Here is a 21,390-nt window from a genome sequence, read left to right on the forward strand (position 1 = left end):
GGCTATCGCCTAACCGACATTCATCTCCCACCTATCGTTGGGCTTCGCCCTTCACACGATTGAGGTGGGAGTCTTCTGTCGGAAAACGATAAAAACGAAGAAGCGGTCTTCCAAATAGGAGGACCGCTTTCTTATTACTTATTTTGTTTGAATAAATCGATGAATGCCAGATAAAATTCTATCCCCTGATAAAATAGGAAGCTGAATGCTGTCAGGGAAAAGAATCCAATCATTACATATCGAAACCACATGTCCATTCCTCCTTGATTGTTTATTTTGATTATCAAGGAGATTAACGCAAATAACTCGATTGGAAAAAGACTGCCTTTAAGAATGAAAATTGACGTTCATTCCTTATTACACGGCGGTTTATTAAGGTGTAAAGGATTGTGGAGATAAGAAGGATGGGTCCATTCAAGCTGAATAGTGTTTTTTTATCATCCAAATCGGGACTTGGGAATTCTTCATGCCCTTGCTCCATTGAAAGAATAACTTTTGATTTGACGTCAACTGTAACGTTTTTTTGGGCTGGAAGGGTTCCGTGGGCAAATAATATCAGGATAAACAAGCTGAGCGCGAACACGGTTAGTTTTTTCACGGTTCCTCACTCCCCTTGGAAAGTATTAACACTATTTTATAACAATATATCCATAGTGGAAACAAAAAAGATTTTGACATAAAAAAACAGGCACTGTTTCACAGCTAGTGCCTGCTTGCTTTACCGCTTTCTTAAGTTTCCTAACTCTTCGGCGATTGCCTGCATTTCATTCGGGCTGAAGGTGTTTTTTCGCATGATCATGTCATAGATTTCCTTCAGTTCTTCATACATCTCGCCGTCAAAATGTGTCGATTTGATTGCGCCGAGATTCATGACATTCAATTTTTCCTTGATCTTTTCAATCATGTAATCCACGTTTTCAGAGGAATTTTTAGTTAAGTCCACTCCATTCATCCTTTCAAAGGTTGTACAACTATCTTTCCACGTCCGTCAAAAAAAGTCAACGATATTAGTACAAGGAGAACATCTTCAGAGTGCGAAGCGGATTGGAGTTTTTGAGAATTATTAAAAATTTTTTCTGTTTGCTTGCATGAAGTGATCGCTATCGTGGAAAATGTTAGGTAGGTAGCAGGCAAGGACGGTCTGCAAAATGATAAGCACGATCTTAAGGAGGAGAAAAATGGGCAGTTCAAAAAGGTTTTGGATGGGGATATTTTTAGGCGCAATTGCCGGGGGTGCAGTAAGTCTTTTGGAAAAATCGACACGTCAGGCAGTAAAAGCAGATTTCAGCAAAGTATCGAGTGAAGTGAATTATGTTGTGAAGCACCCGAATGAATTCATCGACAACATGAAGGAAACAGCGAATAAGGTGCGTACAACGGTGGAACAAGTAACAGAAGATATTGCGTTTATCACGGAAAAAGTGGAAGAAATCAAGGATGTGCCGCCTCAGATTAGCGAATTGGTGAAAGAAACAAAAGAGTCACTGAGGAAAATTGCCGCATCAGCAGATTCAAAATAGCATATAGATGGACAAGGATGATGCTGTTTAGCAGCTGAAGCAGGAAGAAAATAAGAGGTGTGATCTATGATTGATATTTCATTTTTTAGGCATATGTGGCACAGGATACAGGAGGACGATGTTCCAGCACTTGCTGCCCAGCTTGCCTATTTTTTCTTGCTTTCCTTGTTCCCGCTTTTGATCTTTTTAGTTACTTTGGTTCCATATTTGCCAATCTCCGAAATGGATATTATTGGTTTTTTTGATGATTATGCTCCTGGCGAATCGATGGACTTAATCAAAAAAAGCCTGGAGGATATCATGAAAAAAGACGGAAAGCTATTATCTTTCGGCTTGCTTGCGACCATTTGGTCTGCTTCGAATGGCATCAATGCGATTGTAATGGCCTTTAACCGAGCATATCGAGTCGAGGAAACAAGGTCCTTTTTCGTCAGCCGGTTAATGTCGATTTTTTTGACATTCGGAATGATCTTTGTTTTTCTTGTCGCCTTGATTTTGCCTGTATTTGGAAAAGAGATCGGCAGTTGGCTGTTTGCAAATTTTGGATTGAAGGAAGAGTTCATTTACGTCTGGAACATGCTTCGCTGGCTGATTAGTATCTTGATCCTTTTTATTGTTTTTCTCGGGTTGTACTGGATCGCACCGAATAAAAAGTTAACTTGCGTAAGCGGATTGCCAGGATCTATTTTTGCAACCGGAGGCTGGGTACTCGCCTCGCTCGGATTTTCCTTCTATGTCAGCAACTTCACTTCCTACACCGCAATGTACGGCAGTATCGGTGCTATCATCGTACTGATGATCTGGCTCTATTTGTCAGCATACATCATCATCATAGGCGGGGAAATCAATGCCTATTTTAGTGAAAAGAAAAAAGGCTGCTGAACTTGCCAATCAAAAAACTCCCGCAGGATCAGAAATCCGAGCGGAAGTTAACTTTATTTCAATAGTCTCAAACTGTTTAATATGACAAGGATCGTGCTTCCTTCGTGCCCGATGACTCCGTAAGGCAGATCGATGAACTGCAGGAAGTTCGAGGCGATCAGGGCCATGATCACTATAATGGAAAAGACAATATTTTGTTTGACAATTCGATTCATCCGACGAGAAAGATTGATGGCTTCGGCAATCTTAGGAAGGTCGTTTTTCATAAGAACGACGTCTGCTGTTTCGAGGGCGACGTCAGAGCCTTCTCCCATGGCGATCCCGACATTGGCAGTTGCGAGTGCCGGAGCATCATTGATGCCGTCGCCGACCATAGCGACCTGGCCGTATTTCTCTTTTAGCCTTTTTATTTCCTCCACTTTTGTTTCCGGGAGGCATTCCGCTACATAGGCATCGACATGGCTTTCAGCAGCAATAGCCTTTGCTGTGTTTTGGCTGTCTCCTGTCAGCATAACTGTGTAAATTCCTTTTGATTTTAACAGATCAATTGCCTGTTTCGTTTCCTCTCGAACTACATCCTTGAGGGCGATCAAGCCTGCAAGCTGGCCGTTCCGTTCGATAAAAACAATCGTCTTGCCTGAAGATGCAAGTTTTACTGCTGTTCCATCAGAAAAGGCTTCAGCAGCAGGTCTGCCGACAAAGTCTGCTTTCCCGATCTTCCAATCTTCGTCTTCAAAGCGAGCCTTTACCCCCCATCCAGAAACATCCTCAATGCCCTCAGGATCCAAAAGCTCTCTGCCGAGTACTTCTTTCGCATATTTCACGATGGAATTTGCCAGTGGATGGTTGGAGTGACTCTCGATTGATGCGGCTTTTAATAAAATTTCCTCACGGTCCATCCCGTCCGCTACGATTACATCAGTCACTTCCGGCTTGCCCTTCGTCAGGGTCCCTGTTTTATCGAAGGCGATGACTTTCAAGTGGCTGAGATTTTCCAAGTGAACGCCACCTTTAAATAATATTCCATGCTTCGCCCCATTCGAAATTGCTGACAAGGTAGCCGGCATAATGGAAGCAACCAAAGCACATGGCGAGGCGACAACAAGCAGGATCATCGCCCTGTAAAACGTTTCTGTCCAGCTCCAGCCTAGCAGGAAGTGCGGAACAAACATCATCAAGAGCACAATGAGGAGCACTGCTTTTACATATCGGCCTTCAAATCGTTCAATGAATAGCTGCGATGGAGATTTTTCACTCTGTGCATTCTGGACAAGCTGGATGATCTTCTGAAATAGTGTTTCGTTGGTCGGTTTCGTGATTTCAACTGTCAACGAGCCTGTCAGGTTTACAGTGCCTGCGAATACATCATCCATAGCTTCCTTTGAGACAGGAATGGACTCCCCAGTGATCGCGGCTTGATCAATTGTCGTCTGACCCTTGGTGATTTTTCCGTCCGAGGGGACTCTTTCACCCGGTTTAATCAAAATCAAATCGCCGACCTTTAATTCCGAAACATGGACCTTCGTTTCGATCCCATTGGTGATTCTCAATGCTTCCTCTGGCTGCAGTTCCATCAGTGAGGAAATTTCCTTTTGGCTTTTATTCATCGTATACGTTTCGAGCGCTCCGCTCATCGCAAAGATGAAAATCAAAATCGCGCCTTCTGTCCAATATCCGATGATCGCCGAGCCGATCGCTGCTAAAATCATCAGCATTTCCACATTTAATTCTTTTTCCTCGATGGTTGCTTTGACGCCTTCCCTCGCTTTGGCGAAGCCCCCAACTACATAGGCCAGGATAAAAGCGATGACCGATGTTGTTTGGGAATCTCCTTTGCTAAGGATCCATCCTGCCGCAATCAGGACTCCGCTGATGCTGGCGGCAATCAGCTCTGCGTGAGGTTTCATTTTCCCAATTAAACTCTCTTTTGGAACACTGTTTTGTTTTGCAATTGCATTAGCACCCTGTGCCATCCTTTTCTCCTCCTTGATAATTCTAATTGATAGTAATAATCACAATCATTACCCTTAAAAAATACGAAAGCTGCCACCGGAAAGGTGACAGCATAAAAGCAAGAGCAAAAGTTACATATTCTATTCTTTGTTATGTTACCATCAATATATACTTTTTAAAAGAATTATGCTTTAGCTAAGGAGAAGATAAATGACAACTAAAGATTTTTTCACTCATCCGCTTGGCATTGTAGTGTCGGCAGTGGGGGCAACCTTCCTCTGGGGAAGTGCGTTCCCTTTCATCAAATTGAGCTATGCAAGTCTGGACATCAAGCCGGATGAAACGGGAGAGCAAATGCTGTTTGCGGGTTACCGTTTCCTGCTTGCGGGGCTTCTGATCCTGATTTTGTTCGTGTTGTTAAAAAGGAATATGAAATTCAGGACAGAGACAATCAAACCTCTCTTAAAAATAGGACTGTTCCAAACATTTCTTCAATATGTATTGTTCTACATTGGGCTTAGCTACTCAACGGGCATTCAAGGATCAATTATCGCCGGAACGACTTCCTTCTTTCAGATCCTGCTGGCCCACTTTCTGTATCCAGACGACAAGATGAATCGTCTAAAGGTCGCTGGTTTGATGATTGGGTTTACCGGGGTTATTTTTGCGAACTGGCCAAATGGTGATTATGAAATCCACTTTGGAATTGGCGAAATCCTGCTCATGGGCGCAATGCTTGCTGGTGCGTACGGCAATATCCTTGCAAAACAGGGAAGTGCCAAGATGGAAGTCATTTATTCGACCGCCTACCAGATGGTCCTCGGCTCTTTAGGTTTGATTGCGATCGGTGCTTTTACAGTTGGACTAGTTCCATTTGAGTTTACCTTAAAATCTGGGTTGATACTTATTTATTTGGCTTTCCTGTCTGCTGCGGGATTCATCTTATGGAACAATGTCATGAAATACAATCAGGTCGGAAAAGTGTCGCTGTACCTGTTCCTAGTGCCAGTATTCGGCGTCTTTTTATCATCGATGCTCCTTGGGGAAGCGCTCCATTATTTTGTCATTGCTGGATTAGTGTTGGTGGTTGCCGGCATCGTTCTCGTCAACCGGCCTGCGCGTAAAAAGAAAAGCCTCCCTGTCCAATAGGGGGGCTTTCTGATCTTATAATATCAGAATTTATATTTGGACTCTTTTTTGTAATTGCGGGAAAATCGAGGCGAGGAGCCAAATATTCTTAAACGAATCTATTTTGTTGATAGATCAGAAGGTGAAAAACATCTCGAGGAGTTAGCGGCAAACGGCTTGCCTAAGCGTTGGGCTATGTGCTGGTGCTGGACAAATTTGAACGAAAAGTTGTCAAGAAACCCCTGTAATTTTGACAGGTTTGAGGGTGTAGAGCGGAAGTTGTCAAGAAAGCCTTGTTATTTTGACAGGTTTGGGTGCTTTGAACGGAAAGTTGTCAAGAAAGCCCTGTTATTTTGACAGGTTTGGGTGATTTGAACGAAAAGTTGTCAAGAAACCCCTGTAATTTTGACAGGTTTGAGGGTGTAGAGCGAAAAGTTGTCAAGAAAGCCCCGTTATTTTGACAGGTTTGGGTGCTTTGAACGGAAAGTTGTCAAGAAAGCCCTGTTATTTTGACAGGTTCTATGTTCTTATCAAAAAAACCGATCCTATGAGGGTTTGGGGTGAAATTATTTATTTGGATGGTGATAGGGTCGGTTGCTATCGGAATAGGTTTGAGCGAAGCGAGGGTAGGCTCGCCAGTTGCTCCCGCGGAAAGCGAGTGTCTGGAGTGGAAATCGATTATCAGCCAAACCCAAAAAAGGACCGGGCAGTTTTTGCCCGGTTTCTCTTATGCAGTTCCTTTCTTTTCAAACATGTTAGGTCGGACAGAAACAAGTGCGATGAAAATCAGCAGCAGCATGGTGCTGATGACATAAAAGAAGCTGATGCCTTTCAGCCATTGGATGGCGATGCCCCCAATGAACGGCCCGCTAATGCTGCCGAAACTGAAGAAAATGCCACACATCAGGTTGCCCGCTGGTAGAAGCGACTTTGGCAGAAGGTCGGCCATATAGCTAATTCCAAGCGAAAAAGTCGATCCAACAAGCGTGCCTGCTAAAAAGAAACAGATCAAGAGACCGATAGTCGAACTCTCCAGCAAACCGGCTGCGGTAAAAGTGAGGAAACCGGATAAAGTAACCACAATCAAAACATTGCGCCGTCCTAGTTTATCGCTTAAGATTCCAAGTGGCAGCTGGGAGAGAATGCCGCCGATAGCGAAAGCAGGCAGCAGAAGTGCAACTGCATCGACACCAATCCCCGATCTTATCGCATACACAGGGAAGTTTCCGTTAAGGCTCGCCTCTAAAAATCCGTAGCCAAACGGAGGCAGGAAAGCAATCCAAGCGTATTGAAAAACCTTTCGAAACCTTTTCATCGTACCGAAGAAAGAAGTACTATCTGTGTCATGTTCTGGATGTTCGTTTTTCAGCAGCCATACCGTCAACCAGGCAGCAAGACTAATCGCAGATGCCAGAATGAATGGCAAAGCAGTATTTATTTTTACAAGTCCAATCATCAACGGGCCTGCAGCAAACCCCAGCCCGAAAAATAATCCATAGATGGAAATATTTCTTCCAATTCGCTCCTTTGCTGAAAAGGAGGTAATCCATGTCTGGGTGGCGAAATGGAGCATATGGTCCCCAATTCCAATGGAAAGCCTTAAAATAAACCAAAACCAATACGATTTCCAAACGGGAAAGAAAGCCAATGAAATCGCAACTAGAAAAATGCCAACAAGAATGACTGGCTTGTAGCCGAATCTTCGCAGCGGCGCTTCCATTAAGGGGGAAGCAACCAAGATTCCGATGTACAAACCTGTTGCATGCAAGCCATTCATGGAGGAGGAGACACCATCCTGTTCAAAAATGATTGCGATTAATGGCAGCAGCATTCCTTGGGAAAATCCTGAAATGGCAACGATGCTGACGAGGATCCAAAAACGAAGTGTGATCGGTTTATTCATGTCTCTCATTCTCCCTGTGTATGAATACTCTTTTGATGGTAACGATATAAATTTTTATATGCAATGTTTTTTTATTAAGCAAAATAGTGTAATCTTCTTTTTAACAGGGAAATATTTCTTATTAGTAAATGAGGAGAGAGTCGAATGGAATTTAAAATGAAGCCAGAGGTTGGTTTTTTTACCGAAACAGGGTTTGGAAGATTGGATATTGCTGGGGATGATCACTATGGATTCAGGCCATTTCAATTGCTCGTATCTTCTGTGGCAATTTGCAGCGGCGGAGTTTTGCGCACGGTGCTGGAGAAAATGAGAATGGAAATCGACGATATCCACATCCAGGCGGATGCAGAACGTATAGAGGAAGAAGCAAATCGAATTAGCAAAATAACGATCCATTTCCGCATTTCGGGGAATAATCTTGATAAAAGAAAAATCGAGAAGGCGATGGTGCTGACAAGGAAAAATTGCTCCATGGTCCAATCTGTGGCTGGCAGCATCGAGATCGAAGAAACATTTGAAATCGTCTAATCATGTTAACGAATGTGTTGGTTTGCCGCCAGCTGGATTAGTGGTACACGTAGTGAAAAAACAATAATAGCGAACAGAAGGGATCTTACTATGGCAAATAAGATTTTCATAATTGTAACATTCATTGGTGTTCCGCTGTCTGTGATCGGAACTTTGATGCATTGGTCGAGCACAGTGTTATTTCTCATCTATTGTTTGACGATTGTCTCCTTGGCTAGCTTTATGGGCCGGGCAACAGAAAGTCTGGCCATTGTTACCGGACCACGGATTGGCGGGTTACTGAATGCGACCTTTGGCAATGCAGTGGAATTGATCATTTCTATTTTTGCCTTGAAAGCAGGGCTGATAGGTGTTGTGCTAGCTTCATTGACCGGTTCCGTGTTAGGGAATCTTCTGCTTGTAGCCGGTTTATCCTTTTTTATAGGAGGACTGAAGTTCAAACGGCAGCACTTCAATGTGCATGACGCAACCCATAATTCCGCGCTTTTGATTTTTGCTGTCATTGTTGCCTTCGTTATTCCTGAGGTATTTACGATTAATATGAATGAAAGCAGGTCGCTCAGTCTGAGTGTCGGAATTTCGGTTATTCTCATTGCTCTTTATCTCGCTGCACTATTTTTTAAGCTGGTGACCCACAGGGGCGTTTACCAGCCAAAGGTTGAAAGCGGGGCCGAGCAACAGGAAGAAGAAGCAGAATGGGGAAAAGGCAAAGCGATTACGATTTTGCTGGCGGCAACAATTGCTGTCGCATATGTTGCGGAAAATTTAGTCCATACGTTCGAGGAAGTGGGTCAATCTTTCGGCTGGTCTGAATTGTTCATCGGGATCATTATTGTAGCGATTGTCGGCAATGCAGCCGAACATGCGTCAGCTGTTATCATGGCCTACAAAAATAAAATGGATGTTGCTGTTGAAATTGCTGTCGGCTCGACTTTGCAGATTGCCATGTTTGTGGCGCCGATTCTCGTGTTAATTTCTTTGCTATTTGAAACGAAGATGCCGCTAGTATTCTCCTTGCCGGAAATGGTTTCCATGGCAGTGGCCGTGCTGCTATCGATCAGCATTGCAAATGACGGCGAAACAAACTGGTTCGAGGGGCTTACACTTTTGGGCGCGTATGTTATAATGGGAATTGGATTTTACTTGCTTTAATATAATAGAATAAATGAACTCTGTTCTGAGAGGACAGAGTTCTTTTTTCGCGGTAAAAACGGTATTGAATAAGGAGAATAAACAATATGGCTTTTATGTTTCGCACTTTATTTTTTATCATTGGATTAATCATTTTATCTTTCGGAGTATCGATGACGATTAAAGCGAATTTGGGGACGGGCGCCTGGGATGCTCTGAATGTGGGGCTTTCGAAGACAGTAGGAGGGACGCCTGGCAGCTGGGTTGTCCTTATTGGGATTTTGATGATTTTCCTCAATGCCTCCCTTGTAAAAAAACGCCCGGATTTTGCGGCAAGTATTCCCCTTCTCATTACAGGCATGCTGATTGATTTCTGGCTCCTGCGCGTATTTGATGACATGTTGGTCACCGGATATGGAAAGCAGTTTGGGGTATTCCTCCTTGGGGTGATCGCAATAAGTTTCGGACTCGCTATCTATCTGCAGCCAAGATTCCCGCTGATTCCGATTGACAATTTTATGATGGCTTTAATGCAACGATTCCATTTAAACTTAATGGCAGCGAAGACGCTTGGGGAGTTAATGGCACTGTCTGCTGCATTCCTCTTTAAAGGACCTGTTGGAATTGGAACATTGATTGTAACATTCGCGATTGGTCCGTCGATCCAATTGTTCTACCCTTACGTAGAGAAACTATACAATAAGCTGCTTACTTCGGCGCGTTAGTCGGTTTATTTTTTCAAAAAACTTTGGATAAAGAATCGAAACTCCGAAAACACTAGGAATAAACCTAAAGTTTCCTGTAGTGAAAGGAGTTACACCGATGAAAAAAGCAGCAGCTATCTTAGTTATGACGGTCGCTTTGTTGATGTCTATTTTAGCAGTAGGGTTTGCGGAGGAAGGGAAGCCGAAAAAAACTTCCCAGCCTAAGCAGGCGCAAAATGGCAAGTATGTCATCCCAAATTCAGTTATGAATATTACGAAGGACAATACGTATCCTAATCCGACTGAGGACCTGCCTTTCCTTCAGCCGAGTGAGCTGACCAAAAATTTGATAAAAACGTCAAAGGTGAAAATCGAGAACCCTGATTTAATCCGGATGTTAAATGAAACATCTATCAACAGCACTCCTTTCGCAATCGGCTATCGTGCGATCGTGTACCTTGGGGAGTGGCCATTGAATTATGAGTCACAAGAAACCTCACCGAACTGGGAATTCCAGAAGATCAATACGAATTATTTTGACAATCGAGGCGGAAATTCTATTTATCAAATCCATTATGTTCAGGAGCAGCAAAAGGTTGTAAAGGGCGGTTTGACGGCAAAAATCAAAAACGCCGAAGATGTGCAAAAAATGATGCTCTTACAGGCAGCCAAGAAAACAGGTCTGCCGCTTGCATTTGAAACAATTGTCGGAGCAGGTACGAAAAAAGACCATATTTACAATATTCAAGCGAAGCGTCTTGGTTACCTATATGCCTATGCACCTGCCATTAATGAAAAAGGCAAGGTCACCTATGGTGAGGTTTACTTGATGCTCAAAGGCAGCAAGAAATTCATTGTAGTGAAAAATGTAGTGTCACAGGGAATTGGTGCATGGATTCCAGTTCAGGACCACGTCAGCTTTGGCTTCGTATCTAGTGAACGGCCAAGATAACTCGGGTAAGGCAAGAAATCAGTAAGCCTGGCATCTCTAAAAGAGAACCAGGCTTTTTTTCTCTTGACAAAAGGTAGATATATCCTGTTTAACATCTGTCCATGCCGGGAATTAAATAGACATAACAAATGAACTCACCATAACTTTAAAGGAGGAAATAGATTATGTCGGACAATATTCTTTCAAATCATCCTAACCAGAATACAATGGACAACTATCCAAACAAATCGATCAATGACCGGTACACTTCCTCATCGGAGAATGCATTCTATGATACAACGACTGGTACAACCACTTACGCTAGTACCAATTCAAACAATGCTGGCTACTCTAACAATCAATCAATTGGTTACTCTCATGACTCCCAGTCTTCAAACAGCAAGCTGATGAAAGGCGTGCTAATTGGAGCGGCAATCGGTGGAGCAATGGCAATGCTTGATTCCAATACTCGTACGAAGGTAAAAGACAAAGCGGTCAATGCAAAAGATACATCCATGAATGTCATCAGCGAAGTAAAGAACAATCCTTCTGATGTGAAGGAGCAGATGATGAGCAGCTTTAGGGAAGCTTCCAGCATTTTAAAAGAAGCGATCAGTGATGCGCAAAACCTTTACCAGCGTTTGAACGAGGATGTGTTCAGCAAGGTGAATGAGGCAAAGTCCAATTCATCTGATGTCGTTCAAACAGTCATGGATGTAAAGGATGATTTGAAAGAAGTTGGCTCAAAAGTAAAGGAAGCAGGAACGACTGCCATGGACAACCCGGTAGTAAATTCTGCTACTGGGTCAGCATCTTCTAATTCAGGATCAAACCATGAGGCTGATGGATATGCAACAGGCATGGAAAGCAAACCGTCCGATACTACTGGTCTTGGAAATACATCAAACACCTTCACTGTCTCACCTGAAGGCCAAAAAAATGATAACAATCGCTAATGGAAATGAACACAAAAGCCAGTTCTATAGGGACTGGCTTTTTTAAGTTGGTTTGTTTCTATATTAAATAATAGGTAGGTAAATTAGGAGGCAATGTCCATGGATCAGCGATTTCAATCACGCTCGAACAAGTGTGATTATGATAGAGAAACTGCAACGGGAAAAATAGCGATGGCAGCGTCTGCGCACCCAGTAGCAACGAATGCAGCCGAAAAAATTCTGCGTGACGGCGGCAACGCAATCGATGCTGCAATCGCCATTCAATTCGGCTTGAATGTAGGGGAACCGATGATGACAGGAATTGGCGGTAGCGGATTTTTTATGGTTTACCATGCGGAAAGCAAGACAACGAAAATTTTCGATGGTCATACAAGAGCTCCAAAAGCCGCCCATCCTGAACTTTTTTTAGATAAAAAAGGCGAAGTCATCCCATTTAAAAAAAGGTCGACACAGGCTATAGGAGTTGGAATTCCAGGGATTTTAAAAGCGATGGAAGCAGCCAGGTTAGAATACGGATCAAAACCGCTTGCTGAATTGATTGAACCTGCTGCTCAAGCTGCTGAAGAAGGAGTGAGAGTTAACTGGGTGATGGAGGAGATTCTGAACACGTTTGATTATCGACTTGGCGATCATGCTAAGGAACTGTTCATGCCCGGTGGGAAGTCGTTAAAGGAAGGGGATGTATACCAGAAGAAACATCTAGCAAAGACGTTCCGCATCCTTCAACGTGATGGAATTGAAGCATTTTATGAAGGGGAAATTGGCGAAGCAATTATCTCCACATTAAAGGAGCTAGGTGGCATCATGGAGATGTCTGATCTGAAAAATTATCAAATCTCGACAGATGAACCGGTTTGGGGAAGCTATAGGGAATACGAGATTGCTTCGTCTAATATGCCGAGCGCCGGCGGGACGACGATGCTGCAAATTTTGAAAATTCTCGAAGGCTTTAACCTCCGTCTATATGATGTGAAATCTTGGGAAAAGTATTATTTATTTTCTGAAGCGATGCGCATTGCTTTTTCCGATAAAATCGCCTTTTCCGGTGATCCGGAGTTTGGGGATATACCGTTAAAAGGGCTCCTAAGTGAGGCTTATCTTGCGGAACGACGAAAATTAATAAATTGGGAACGAAGGAACGATGCAATCGAATACGGGAATCCTTGGACTTACTGTGGCGGGAACGAGATTCCCGTCATCCTCCAGCCGTTTGAACGGGAAAGGGAAAAAAGTGAAACGACCCATTTCACAGTAACAGACAAGTGGGGCAATATAGTTGCCTGCACTTCAACCGTTGAGCATCCGTTTGGCTCGGGAATTATGGTCAAAGATCATGGCTTTATTTTAAACAATGAAATGACAGACTTCGATGCGATTCCAGGCGGTTTGAATGAAATTCAGCCAGGCAAGCGGCCGGTAAGCTGCAAGACGCCGACGATTATCTTCAAGGACGGAGAGCCAGTATTAACATTGGGTTCACCTGGCGGGCCCACCATCATCGGCTCTGTATTCCAGACAATTGTCCATGTTCTCGACTTCGACATGGACCTGAAAGAAGCCATCGAAGAACCGCGCATCTTTACGAGTACAGGTCCGTTGGTAGGCTGGGAGTCGGGAATCAGCATGCAAGCAAAAGGGGAATTGGAGTCAAAGGGTTTCGAGTTTGCTGATGGCCCCTTCCCACTTGGAAATGTCCAGGCAATCCAATTCGATCGAAAAAAAGGCATCCTCTATGGTGCTGCTGATTCTAGCCGAGAAGGCAAAGCGACTGGATTGGATAATTGATGCTATACTAAAAAAGTATTTACGGGCATAGAGCGTTGCTCTATGCCATGAGATTCCTATAATGGTTTCCATTCATAACGGGGACACGAATCAAATTTGCACGTAGAAAAACTTTGATCAATATATTATTGCACAATCGCTCCTTTTTCGGTAGGATGTTAACGAAAGTGAAAGGAGCGAAAAAAAGTGGGAAGTCCGATTACTGATAAAAATAAACAGGTTGTATTCTTGAAAAAGCGCCTGGATATGTTCGCGGAATTGCTTGAAGCGATTGATCCTGAAGAAACCGATCTCGAGGATATCGACCGTATGATCCAAATCGTCGAAGAAATGGATGCCAAATGCCGAGAATTCAAGAATCGTGATTTGTAAGAGACCTTTTTAAAAGAGGTCTCTTTTTTCGCGTTTTCAGAGTTATCCCTCCTTAAAGTCGCTTTAGGATGGTTTCCGCCCGCTTAGATCGAAAAAAAACAGTGGCATTTAGACTGGTTTATACAAAGTTATCAAAACGGTGGTATCCTGTCCATGTCCAGTGTGAGTGGCTTGCGCATTACTCGCTGTAAACGATTTCACTTTCATCTTTTAACGGATGGTTGTTAGGAGTATAATGGTAGCGGAGAAATTATTATAAAATACATATAGAAAGCATGGGGAGAGGGGTAGACAGATGAATATCGAAAACTTCCAGGAAAGCATGTACCAGCTGATTGTTGAAACATCCACGAACCTTCCAAAGGATGTTCGCAGGGCTATCAAGGCGGCGGCGGAACGTGAAAATGCCGGAACGCGCGCAGCGATGAGCCTTGATACGATTACCAACAATATCAAAATGGCCGAGGACAAGGTATCACCAATTTGCCAGGATACGGGTCTTCCAACCTTTAAAATCAAAACACCCGTTGGTGCCAATCAGATCGAAATGAAACAGGCAATTTACCATGCGATCGCTCAGGCGACAAAGGATGGCAAGCTTCGTCCGAACTCTGTTGATTCATTGACAGGCGAAAACAGCGGCGACAATCTTGGTGGCGGCATTCCCGTCATCAAATTTGCGCAATGGGAAAAAGATTATCTGGACATTCGCCTGATTTTAAAAGGAGGTGGCTGTGAAAATAAAAATATCCAATACAGCCTTCCTGCTGAATTGGAAGGACTGGGACGTGCAGGACGTGATCTTGATGGAATCCGTAAATGTATCCTGCATTCTGTTTATCAGGCACAGGGGCAAGGCTGCAGTGCTGGATTCATCGGAGTCGGCATTGGCGGCGACCGTTCTTCAGGTTATGATCTAGCGAAAGAGCAGCTATTCCGTACTGTCGATGATGTTAATCCTCATCCGGATCTTCGCAGCCTTGAAGAATATGTCATGGAAAATGCCAACAAACTTGGAATCGGGACAATGGGCTTCGGTGGCGAAACAACGCTGCTTGGCTGCAAAATTGGCGTCATGAACCGCATTCCGGCAAGCTTCTACGTATCTGTTGCGTACAACTGCTGGGCATACCGCCGTCTCGGTGTAGCAGTGAATCCTGAAACCGGTGAAATTCAGGAATGGATGTACCAGGATGGCGAGAAAATTGATTTCGCCCAGCCAGCTGCTACGGAAATCGCTGCAGCAGTGGAAACGCCTGCAGAACAGAATGTTATCACTTTGACGGCTCCTATTACAGAGGAACAAATCCGTGAGCTGAAAGTCGGCGATGTCGTCCAGATCAATGGCATGATGTACACTGGCCGGGACGCGATCCATAAATATCTGTCAGATCATGATGCTCCAGTCGACTTGAATGGCCAGATCATTTATCACTGCGGACCGGTGATGCTGAAGGATAAGGAAGGGAACTGGCATGTGAAGGCTGCCGGACCGACAACAAGCATTCGGGAAGAGCCCTATCAAGGAGATATCATGAAAAAATTCGGCATCCGCGCTGTCATTGGAAAAGGCGGAATGGGAAAAAAGACACTTGCAGCTTTACAAGAGCATGGCGGCGTTTATCTGAACGCCATTGGCGGGGCAGCTCAATATTACGCTGACTGCATCAAGTCTGTTGAAGGTGTTGACTTAATGAACTTCGGTATTCCTGAAGCAATGTGGCACCTCCAGGTTCAAGGCTTTACCGCAGTCGTAACAATGGATGCACACGGAAACAGCCTGCATGAAGATGTGGAGAAGTCATCCTTTGAAAAGCTGACACAATTTGCTGATCGCGTTTATAAATAATTTTGGATGAGTCCCCTTAATTACAGCAGGGGACTCTTTTTCTATGGTAACAGACAAGAATTTTTTCCTCCTTTTTGACAAACAGTAAGAGAAAACAGGAATGGAGGAAAATCATGAAAACGATTCGTAAAGTAGTACTGCTTTCATCCGCGCTGATGCTGCTCGTCTTGCCGACTGTGACAAATGCGGAGGAAAATTCAAACTCGCCATTGCATTGGGGATTCAAAAAAGGCGAGAATGGAAGGCAGGCTGATGCTGGAAGAATGTTTGAGGTCATCCTTGAAGATCACGGAGCAGTCTACAAAGGCGACGAGAATGCTAAAGATCTATACTTAACATTCGATAATGGCTATGAAAATGGCTATACCGCAAAAATTCTTGATATTTTAAAGAAAGAAAAGGTGACTGCAGCTTTTTTCATCACAGGACATTATCTGGAGAGTGCGCCGGAGCTTGTCGACCGAATGGCGAAAGAAGGTCATATTATCGGCAATCACTCCTGGCACCACCCTGATCTGACTCAGATCAGCGATGAAAAAATCAAGCAGGAACTGGAGATGGTCCGCGCTGAAACCGAGAGGATCACCGGCAGGAAGCACATGAACTATCTGCGTCCGCCAAGGGGAATTTTTAGCGAAAGGACGATGGCGATTGCGAAAGAAGCTGGCTATACCCATGTATTTTGGTCGCTCGCTTTTGTTGACTGGAATACTGACCAGCAAAAAGGCGCGCAATATGCCTATGATAAAATCATGACCCAAGTCCATCCAGGTGCCGTCCTGCTTTTGCACACAGTTTCGAAAGACAATGCAGATGCACTCGAAAACGTAATCAGAGATTTGAAAAAACAAGGCTACAGCTTCAAGAGTTTGGATGAACTAATGCTCAAAAAAGCCGGCATGAAGAATCCGATGCTGTACTGATTGTTTGTTCCCGGCAATTTTACAGCTGCCGGGATTTTTTTAATTGGAAAAAAAGACGCATTTTTACCAGTTCGCCAATAAAATTGTATTATCGCCAAAATACCTATGAAAATCGCCAATAAAATGAAAAAATCGCCAATAAACAGTGAAAATCGCCAATAAAATTGTGAACTCCGCCAATAAATCGGAAATGGGCCTGTTTAATAGGGAAAACTCAGGCTGTAAAGATAAACTTCGCCCAATACCACTAGAGGCTCAGCACAATTTTCGTAAAAAAAGTAAGGAAATGCTATAATACGGGGAAATAGAATAGATGAGGGCGGTTTGTTTATGTGGGAAGAAAAGGTGACCATTTCCGGGCCATATAATTTTGACCTGGCTTTGAGCAGGCTGGCGCTTGATCCTTTGAACACCGTTGATATCGAGCAGCGGCTTGTCAGGGTGCCGCTTGCTTTTAATGATAAAAAAATCGTTGCGGATATAATTGCGACGGGTACACTAGAAAAGCCTGAATTCATTGTCCGTGCTGGTGATGAAAAGGAAAAAACACTGCATCGTCTGACGGAAATTTTTCAATGGGATGTGGTGTTGCTCCATGTGCATGAGCATTTTCAGACGACTGAGTTAAAAGATTTGTTCAATGATCATTTTGGTACACCCCTTGTGCTGGAATTTGATCCTTTTTCCAGCTTGATCAAAAGCATTATCCACCAACAGGTGAACCTGAAGTTTGCTTTTACACTGACGGAGCGGTTTGTGCAGGCTTTCGGTGAAGAGATTGATGGTGTCTGGTTTCATCCGTCTCCTGAAAAAGTTGCACAGCTGAAGGTTGAGCAGCTCCGAGAGTTTCAATTTAGCGGTCGCAAGGCAGAGTATGTAATTGGAATCGGTGCGCTGACTGCATCTGGGCAGCTTGATTTTAAAAAATTGAAAACCATGGCTGATGCGGAAGTGTCAAACGAATTGATTAAAATTCGCGGTGTCGGGCCGTGGACAGTCGAAAATTTCCTGATGTTCGCACTCGGCAGACCGAACTTATTCCCGATTGGGGACATTGGCATCCAGAATGCCTTGAAAAAATACTTCCAACTTGAAGAGAAGCCTAGCCTTGCCATAATGGAAAAGTACAAAGAACAGTGGAATCCTTATCTAAGCTATGCCGCGCTCTATTTGTGGAGAAGCATGGAATAATTGGAGTGAAGTTTTTATGAAAAAAGTGCATGGCCCTTCAACAAACAGGAACGGGCAGCAATGGGACAAAGACAAAAATGAGGCAAAGCTGCAGCTAAAGCAGACGTTCCCGCTGACCATCAAGCGTCTAGGGATCAATGGGGAGGGTGTAGGCTACTTCAAGCGTCAGGTCGTATTCGTGCCCGGTGCACTGCCGGGAGAGGAAATTGTAGCGGAAGCGACAAAGATCCACCCAAAATTTGCTGAGGCAAAAATCAAGAAAATCCGTAAGCGCTCTGAGCATCGGATTCAACCGATCTGCCCTGTTTACGATCAGTGCGGCGGCTGCCAGCTACAGCATTTGCGCTATGACCAGCAGCTAAAAGAAAAGCGGGATATTATCATCCAGGCACTGGAACGCCATACAAGGCTAAAAATCGATGACCTTGATATTCGTCCGACAATCGGTATGGAAAACCCATGGGGATACCGGAACAAAAGCCAGTTCCAAGTCGGAGAAAAGGATGGGAAAGTGCTTGCCGGCCTATACGGACTCAACTCCCATAATTTGATCAATATTGAACAGTGTGCAGTGCAGCATCCAGCGACAATAAAGGCAACGGAAGCTGTAAAAGAGATTCTACAAGACTTGAAAATACCGATTTATAACGAGAAAAAGCATAAAGGTCTCGTACGGACAATCGTTGCCAGGACCGGAATCCAAACTGGCGAACTGCAAATTGTCCTGATCACAACAAAAAAAGAGTTGCCGAAAAAAGAGCTGATCATCACAGAAATCAAGAAACGCCTCCCAGAGGTCAACTCGATTGTCCAGAATATCAACGGGGAAAAGACGGCAGTCATATTCGGCAGGGAAACTGCCACCCTTGAAGGAAAAGATTATATCCAAGAAACACTTGGTGACCTGCAATTTGAACTTTCAGCAAGAACCTTCTTCCAGCTAAATCCTGAGCAGACTGTTAAGCTTTACAATGAAGCCAAAACAGCAGCGAGGTTGACTGGGAGGGAAAAACTCGTTGATGCGTATTGCGGTGTCGGTACAATCGGCCTATGGATGGCAAATCAGGCAGGCGAAGTTCGCGGGATGGATATCATTGCAGAATCAATAGACGATGCCAGGAATAATGCCAAGAAACATAATGTCCCCCATGCCAGTTTCTATGTTGGCAAAGCAGAAGAATTGCTCCCAAAATGGCTGGAGGAAGGATGGCAACCAGACGTAATTGTCGTCGACCCACCACGCACAGGCTGCGACGAAGCATTCCTGAAAACCGTCTTAAAAATAAAACCAAAAACCTTTGTGCACATCTCCTGCAACCCCTCCACACTCGCAAAGGACATCCAGACACTTGAAAGCAAATACAAGATCGAATATATCCAACCAGTCGACATGTTTCCGCATACTTCACAGGTGGAGTGTGTTTCACAGTTAATTTTAAAAGAAGGCAACTAACCCTTACGGGAGTTGCCTTTTACACATCGTGTAATGGATTAAGGGGAAGGGACGCGGGGACAGGAACCGTGTCCCACCAGATTCCCTGCCGCTATCCCGAATATTTTTTTGTTAGAGCCAACAGACAAAAATCCAAGACCCTTGATAATACTGGTTTCATCCAAATCCGACATGTGAAGTTGGTACCGTAACCTCTTGGTGGAACGAATCTTTTGTAATTTGTCAAACCCCATTTCGGATGGAATATAGTTTTATTTAAAAATTGCTTTATCAGGATTTTAATTTTGTCCTGTGGCTCTTAATGTAAAAGGGACAGGAAAGAGCCTAATAGGATATCGGATATACAAACAGAAATGGGACAATAAACCTGTCCCCATGTCCCTCCCATGTCCCTTATAAAAGACAGGCATATTGAGGTTGATTGTATAGCATGAAAAAGGTACAATATTATTAGAATATTACTATTAGGAGTTGATACCATGCAGATTAAACCATCCGCAAGCATCCGACAGAATTACAATGAAATTGCGGCTTTGTGTAAATCCTCCGGTGAGCCTGTTTATCTTACAAAAAACGGTGAAGGCGATCTCGTTGTGATGGATATAGGAGCGTTTACCCGCCGAGAAAAAATGCTGAAATTGAGGGAAGAACTGTTGGCTGTTGAGGAAGACCGTATGGCAGGACGTATGGGAAGTACACCAGATGAACTGGACAGCTATCTTGAAAGCATTCTAGATGGGGTGGAACATGGAAAATAAGCTTCAATATAAAGTTATTGTTTCTGAACGGGCCCGTCAAATGCTGGCGGGCCATGTTCGATTTCTGGCTCAAAAGAGTCCAACTGCTGCTCGCAAAATAAAAAATGATTTGATGAACTCTATCCGCTCCCTAAATCAAATGCCGGAGCGGTTTCCATTTTTCGAGGGCGAATTTATTCCGCCGAACAAATATCATAAGATGTTCGTAGAAGAGTGGTATCTGATTTTGTATCAGATTAAGGATCAATCAGTATATGTTGACTTTATTGTAGATTGCAGGCAGGATTATGAGTGGTTGGTACAATAACCTTTAATAAGAGATTGGTTTAAGATTAATAGTAAAAGAGGAAGTTATGAAACATACCCTGCCGCCAAGGCCCTACCAGGTACGAGCGGCATCTTCCAGCATACGGAGGTAATAATCCTGTTGCAACATATATAATACAGATATACCAAGGGTGTATTCTGATGCACCCAAAAAATCAGGGCAATAGTTATCTAGACATACGATATGAATGTTATTGAACTGACAGATATCTCTAAGCTCATAGGATAGCCTGCCATTGCATGCTAAGCGGGAAAGCTCTTTTGCTACTATCTTTGATTAACACACCCGTAACGTTAACATTTAAAATTACCTTTGTAAGCTTTATACCAATGGTGTGGTTGAATTTCTTTTAATGTTTTAAAATCCAGATTTCCACTTGAATTCGTTACAGCTGCTTTCACATTCTCTCCCCAGTAAAAAAGTCTTTCTTGACATACGCCACAAGGTGTTAAAACTGTAAATTCAGCATTTTCATCTTCTCTTACAACACAAATAGTATGTGTGATCTTAGTATTAAGTTTATGTGCTTCAAGGATTGCACCTGTTTCAATGCATAACTCAGTTGAAGCATTGATAACATCTGGTGATACACTTGTTAAGATTTGACCATCTTCTGTATACATTGCTGCTGCTCCGCCCCAACCAGTAGCATATCTTTTTTCTATCAAATCGATTGCAGCTTGATAAAGTTCTTGTTCAATGTTCATTTTCTTATTCCCCCAATTGTTTCGCTCTAATATCACCTTACATAATTCACTTTCCGCACTATCCTGCCCCGTTTGTTTCAATAACAACGCTGCCTGTTCTTATGCTATAAAGATCACTTGCCCTCTAAGTGTAATATGATTTATCATAAGTTAATTTCTTTTTTTAAGTAATACGGCTGATTTTCTTTGTTTGGATGTCCTTCAATTACACCGACTATCTCATAACCGTTTTTTTGATAGAAGTCTAAGGCTTGAAAGCTAAAGGCCCCCAATCCTAATGCTATATATCCAAATCACTAGTGTTGCACTAATTAATATTCAATATTAAAAAGACTCACAATCTTCAATATTTTTGTTTTACGCAAAGAAAAAGTCCTTTATAATAGAT

At 43.4% G+C, this 21,390-nt stretch carries 21 protein-coding genes; 16 read left to right on the plus strand and 5 right to left on the minus strand.

Going from position 1 to position 21,390, the window contains the following annotated elements; genetic code table 11:
* Positions 1-292: 292 nt before the first annotated feature.
* Together J2S25_RS18400 and J2S25_RS18405 are read right to left on the minus strand one after the other, a co-directional pair.
* Positions 293-598: a hypothetical protein gene (locus J2S25_RS18400; protein ID WP_044392339.1), complete on the minus strand. Its 306-nt coding sequence runs from the start codon at positions 596-598 to the stop codon at positions 293-295.
* Between the two features lie 120 nt (positions 599-718).
* On the minus strand, positions 719-943 hold the full coding sequence (locus tag J2S25_RS18405; RefSeq protein ID WP_044392352.1) for a DUF1128 domain-containing protein: 225 nt from the start codon (positions 941-943) through the stop codon (positions 719-721).
* A 235-nt stretch (positions 944-1,178) separates the two neighbouring features.
* Here J2S25_RS18405 and J2S25_RS18410 point away from each other — a divergent pair, with 235 nt between their 5' ends.
* Together J2S25_RS18410 and J2S25_RS18415 are read left to right on the plus strand one after the other, a co-directional pair.
* Positions 1,179-1,520, plus strand: coding sequence for a hypothetical protein (locus J2S25_RS18410; protein ID WP_044392353.1), 342 nt, complete (start codon positions 1,179-1,181; stop codon positions 1,518-1,520).
* Positions 1,521-1,586: 66 nt separating this feature from the next.
* A complete protein-coding gene (locus tag J2S25_RS18415; RefSeq protein ID WP_307192569.1) occupies positions 1,587-2,402 on the plus strand; it encodes a YihY/virulence factor BrkB family protein in 816 nt (271 codons plus the stop codon).
* Positions 2,403-2,455: 53 nt separating this feature from the next.
* Here the strand turns inward: J2S25_RS18415 and J2S25_RS18420 are convergent, their stop codons facing one another.
* The gene (locus J2S25_RS18420) at positions 2,456-4,375 is read right to left on the minus strand and encodes a heavy metal translocating P-type ATPase (protein ID WP_439117507.1); all 1,920 of its coding nucleotides are present in this window, start codon (positions 4,373-4,375) and stop codon (positions 2,456-2,458) included.
* A gap of 190 nt (positions 4,376-4,565) precedes the next feature.
* Here J2S25_RS18420 and J2S25_RS18425 point away from each other — a divergent pair, with 190 nt between their 5' ends.
* Positions 4,566-5,504 carry a DMT family transporter gene (locus tag J2S25_RS18425; RefSeq protein ID WP_044392358.1) on the plus strand — a complete coding sequence of 313 codons (939 nt, stop codon included), beginning with the start codon at positions 4,566-4,568 and terminating at the stop codon, positions 5,502-5,504.
* Positions 5,505-6,210: 706 nt separating this feature from the next.
* Here the strand turns inward: J2S25_RS18425 and J2S25_RS18430 are convergent.
* Positions 6,211-7,386 (minus strand): MFS transporter, encoded by a 1,176-nt coding sequence (locus J2S25_RS18430; RefSeq protein ID WP_307192570.1) that lies wholly within the window; start codon positions 7,384-7,386, stop codon positions 6,211-6,213.
* A 144-nt stretch (positions 7,387-7,530) separates the two neighbouring features.
* On the opposite strand from J2S25_RS18430, the gene J2S25_RS18435 reads away from it, so the two are divergent.
* The 13 genes from J2S25_RS18435 to J2S25_RS18495 all read left to right on the plus strand — a co-directional run bounded on the left by J2S25_RS18435 (position 7,531) and on the right by J2S25_RS18495 (position 20,274).
* A complete protein-coding gene (locus J2S25_RS18435; protein ID WP_044395416.1) occupies positions 7,531-7,914 on the plus strand; it encodes an OsmC family protein in 384 nt (127 codons plus the stop codon).
* Between the two features lie 12 nt (positions 7,915-7,926).
* Positions 7,927-9,066 carry a calcium/proton exchanger gene (cax, locus tag J2S25_RS18440; RefSeq protein ID WP_084221873.1) on the plus strand — a complete coding sequence of 380 codons (1,140 nt, stop codon included), beginning with the start codon at positions 7,927-7,929 and terminating at the stop codon, positions 9,064-9,066.
* Positions 9,067-9,152: 86 nt separating this feature from the next.
* Positions 9,153-9,770: a YczE/YyaS/YitT family protein gene (locus tag J2S25_RS18445; protein ID WP_044395413.1), complete on the plus strand. Its 618-nt coding sequence runs from the start codon at positions 9,153-9,155 to the stop codon at positions 9,768-9,770.
* A gap of 97 nt (positions 9,771-9,867) precedes the next feature.
* Complete coding sequence (locus J2S25_RS18450; protein WP_044395411.1) at positions 9,868-10,701, plus strand: YfkD famly protein; 834 nt, start codon at positions 9,868-9,870, stop codon at positions 10,699-10,701.
* A 164-nt stretch (positions 10,702-10,865) separates the two neighbouring features.
* Positions 10,866-11,636, plus strand: a complete 771-nt coding sequence (locus J2S25_RS18455) for a YtxH domain-containing protein (protein ID WP_052807068.1) — start codon at positions 10,866-10,868, stop codon at positions 11,634-11,636.
* Positions 11,637-11,735: 99 nt separating this feature from the next.
* A complete protein-coding gene (gene ggt / locus J2S25_RS18460) occupies positions 11,736-13,421 on the plus strand; it encodes a gamma-glutamyltransferase (protein ID WP_044395404.1) in 1,686 nt (561 codons plus the stop codon).
* A 186-nt stretch (positions 13,422-13,607) separates the two neighbouring features.
* The gene (locus J2S25_RS18465) at positions 13,608-13,793 is read left to right on the plus strand and encodes an SE1561 family protein (RefSeq protein ID WP_044395402.1); all 186 of its coding nucleotides are present in this window, start codon (positions 13,608-13,610) and stop codon (positions 13,791-13,793) included.
* A gap of 295 nt (positions 13,794-14,088) precedes the next feature.
* Complete coding sequence (locus J2S25_RS18470) at positions 14,089-15,642, plus strand: fumarate hydratase (RefSeq protein WP_307192571.1); 1,554 nt, start codon at positions 14,089-14,091, stop codon at positions 15,640-15,642.
* Positions 15,643-15,755: 113 nt separating this feature from the next.
* A complete protein-coding gene (gene pdaA / locus J2S25_RS18475) occupies positions 15,756-16,565 on the plus strand; it encodes a delta-lactam-biosynthetic de-N-acetylase (RefSeq protein ID WP_439117508.1) in 810 nt (269 codons plus the stop codon).
* Positions 16,566-16,895: 330 nt separating this feature from the next.
* Positions 16,896-17,756, plus strand: a complete 861-nt coding sequence (locus tag J2S25_RS18480) for a DNA-3-methyladenine glycosylase family protein (RefSeq protein ID WP_307192572.1) — start codon at positions 16,896-16,898, stop codon at positions 17,754-17,756.
* A 16-nt stretch (positions 17,757-17,772) separates the two neighbouring features.
* Positions 17,773-19,209, plus strand: coding sequence for a 23S rRNA (uracil(1939)-C(5))-methyltransferase RlmD (gene rlmD, locus J2S25_RS18485; protein WP_307192573.1), 1,437 nt, complete (start codon positions 17,773-17,775; stop codon positions 19,207-19,209).
* 479 nt (positions 19,210-19,688) lie between these two features.
* Positions 19,689-19,967 carry a type II toxin-antitoxin system Phd/YefM family antitoxin gene (locus tag J2S25_RS18490; RefSeq protein ID WP_307192574.1) on the plus strand — a complete coding sequence of 93 codons (279 nt, stop codon included), beginning with the start codon at positions 19,689-19,691 and terminating at the stop codon, positions 19,965-19,967.
* Positions 19,957-20,274, plus strand: coding sequence for a type II toxin-antitoxin system RelE/ParE family toxin (locus tag J2S25_RS18495; protein ID WP_307192575.1), 318 nt, complete (start codon positions 19,957-19,959; stop codon positions 20,272-20,274). The genes J2S25_RS18490 and J2S25_RS18495 overlap by 11 nt, the downstream gene beginning before the upstream one ends.
* A 314-nt stretch (positions 20,275-20,588) precedes the next feature.
* Here the strand turns inward: J2S25_RS18495 and J2S25_RS18500 are convergent, their stop codons facing one another.
* Positions 20,589-21,002 (minus strand): cytidine deaminase, encoded by a 414-nt coding sequence (locus J2S25_RS18500; RefSeq protein WP_307192576.1) that lies wholly within the window; start codon positions 21,000-21,002, stop codon positions 20,589-20,591.
* Positions 21,003-21,390 lie beyond the last annotated feature (388 nt).

Source organism: Mesobacillus stamsii (assembly GCF_030814065.1).
Lineage (GTDB): Bacteria > Bacillota > Bacilli > Bacillales > Cytobacillaceae > Mesobacillus > Mesobacillus stamsii.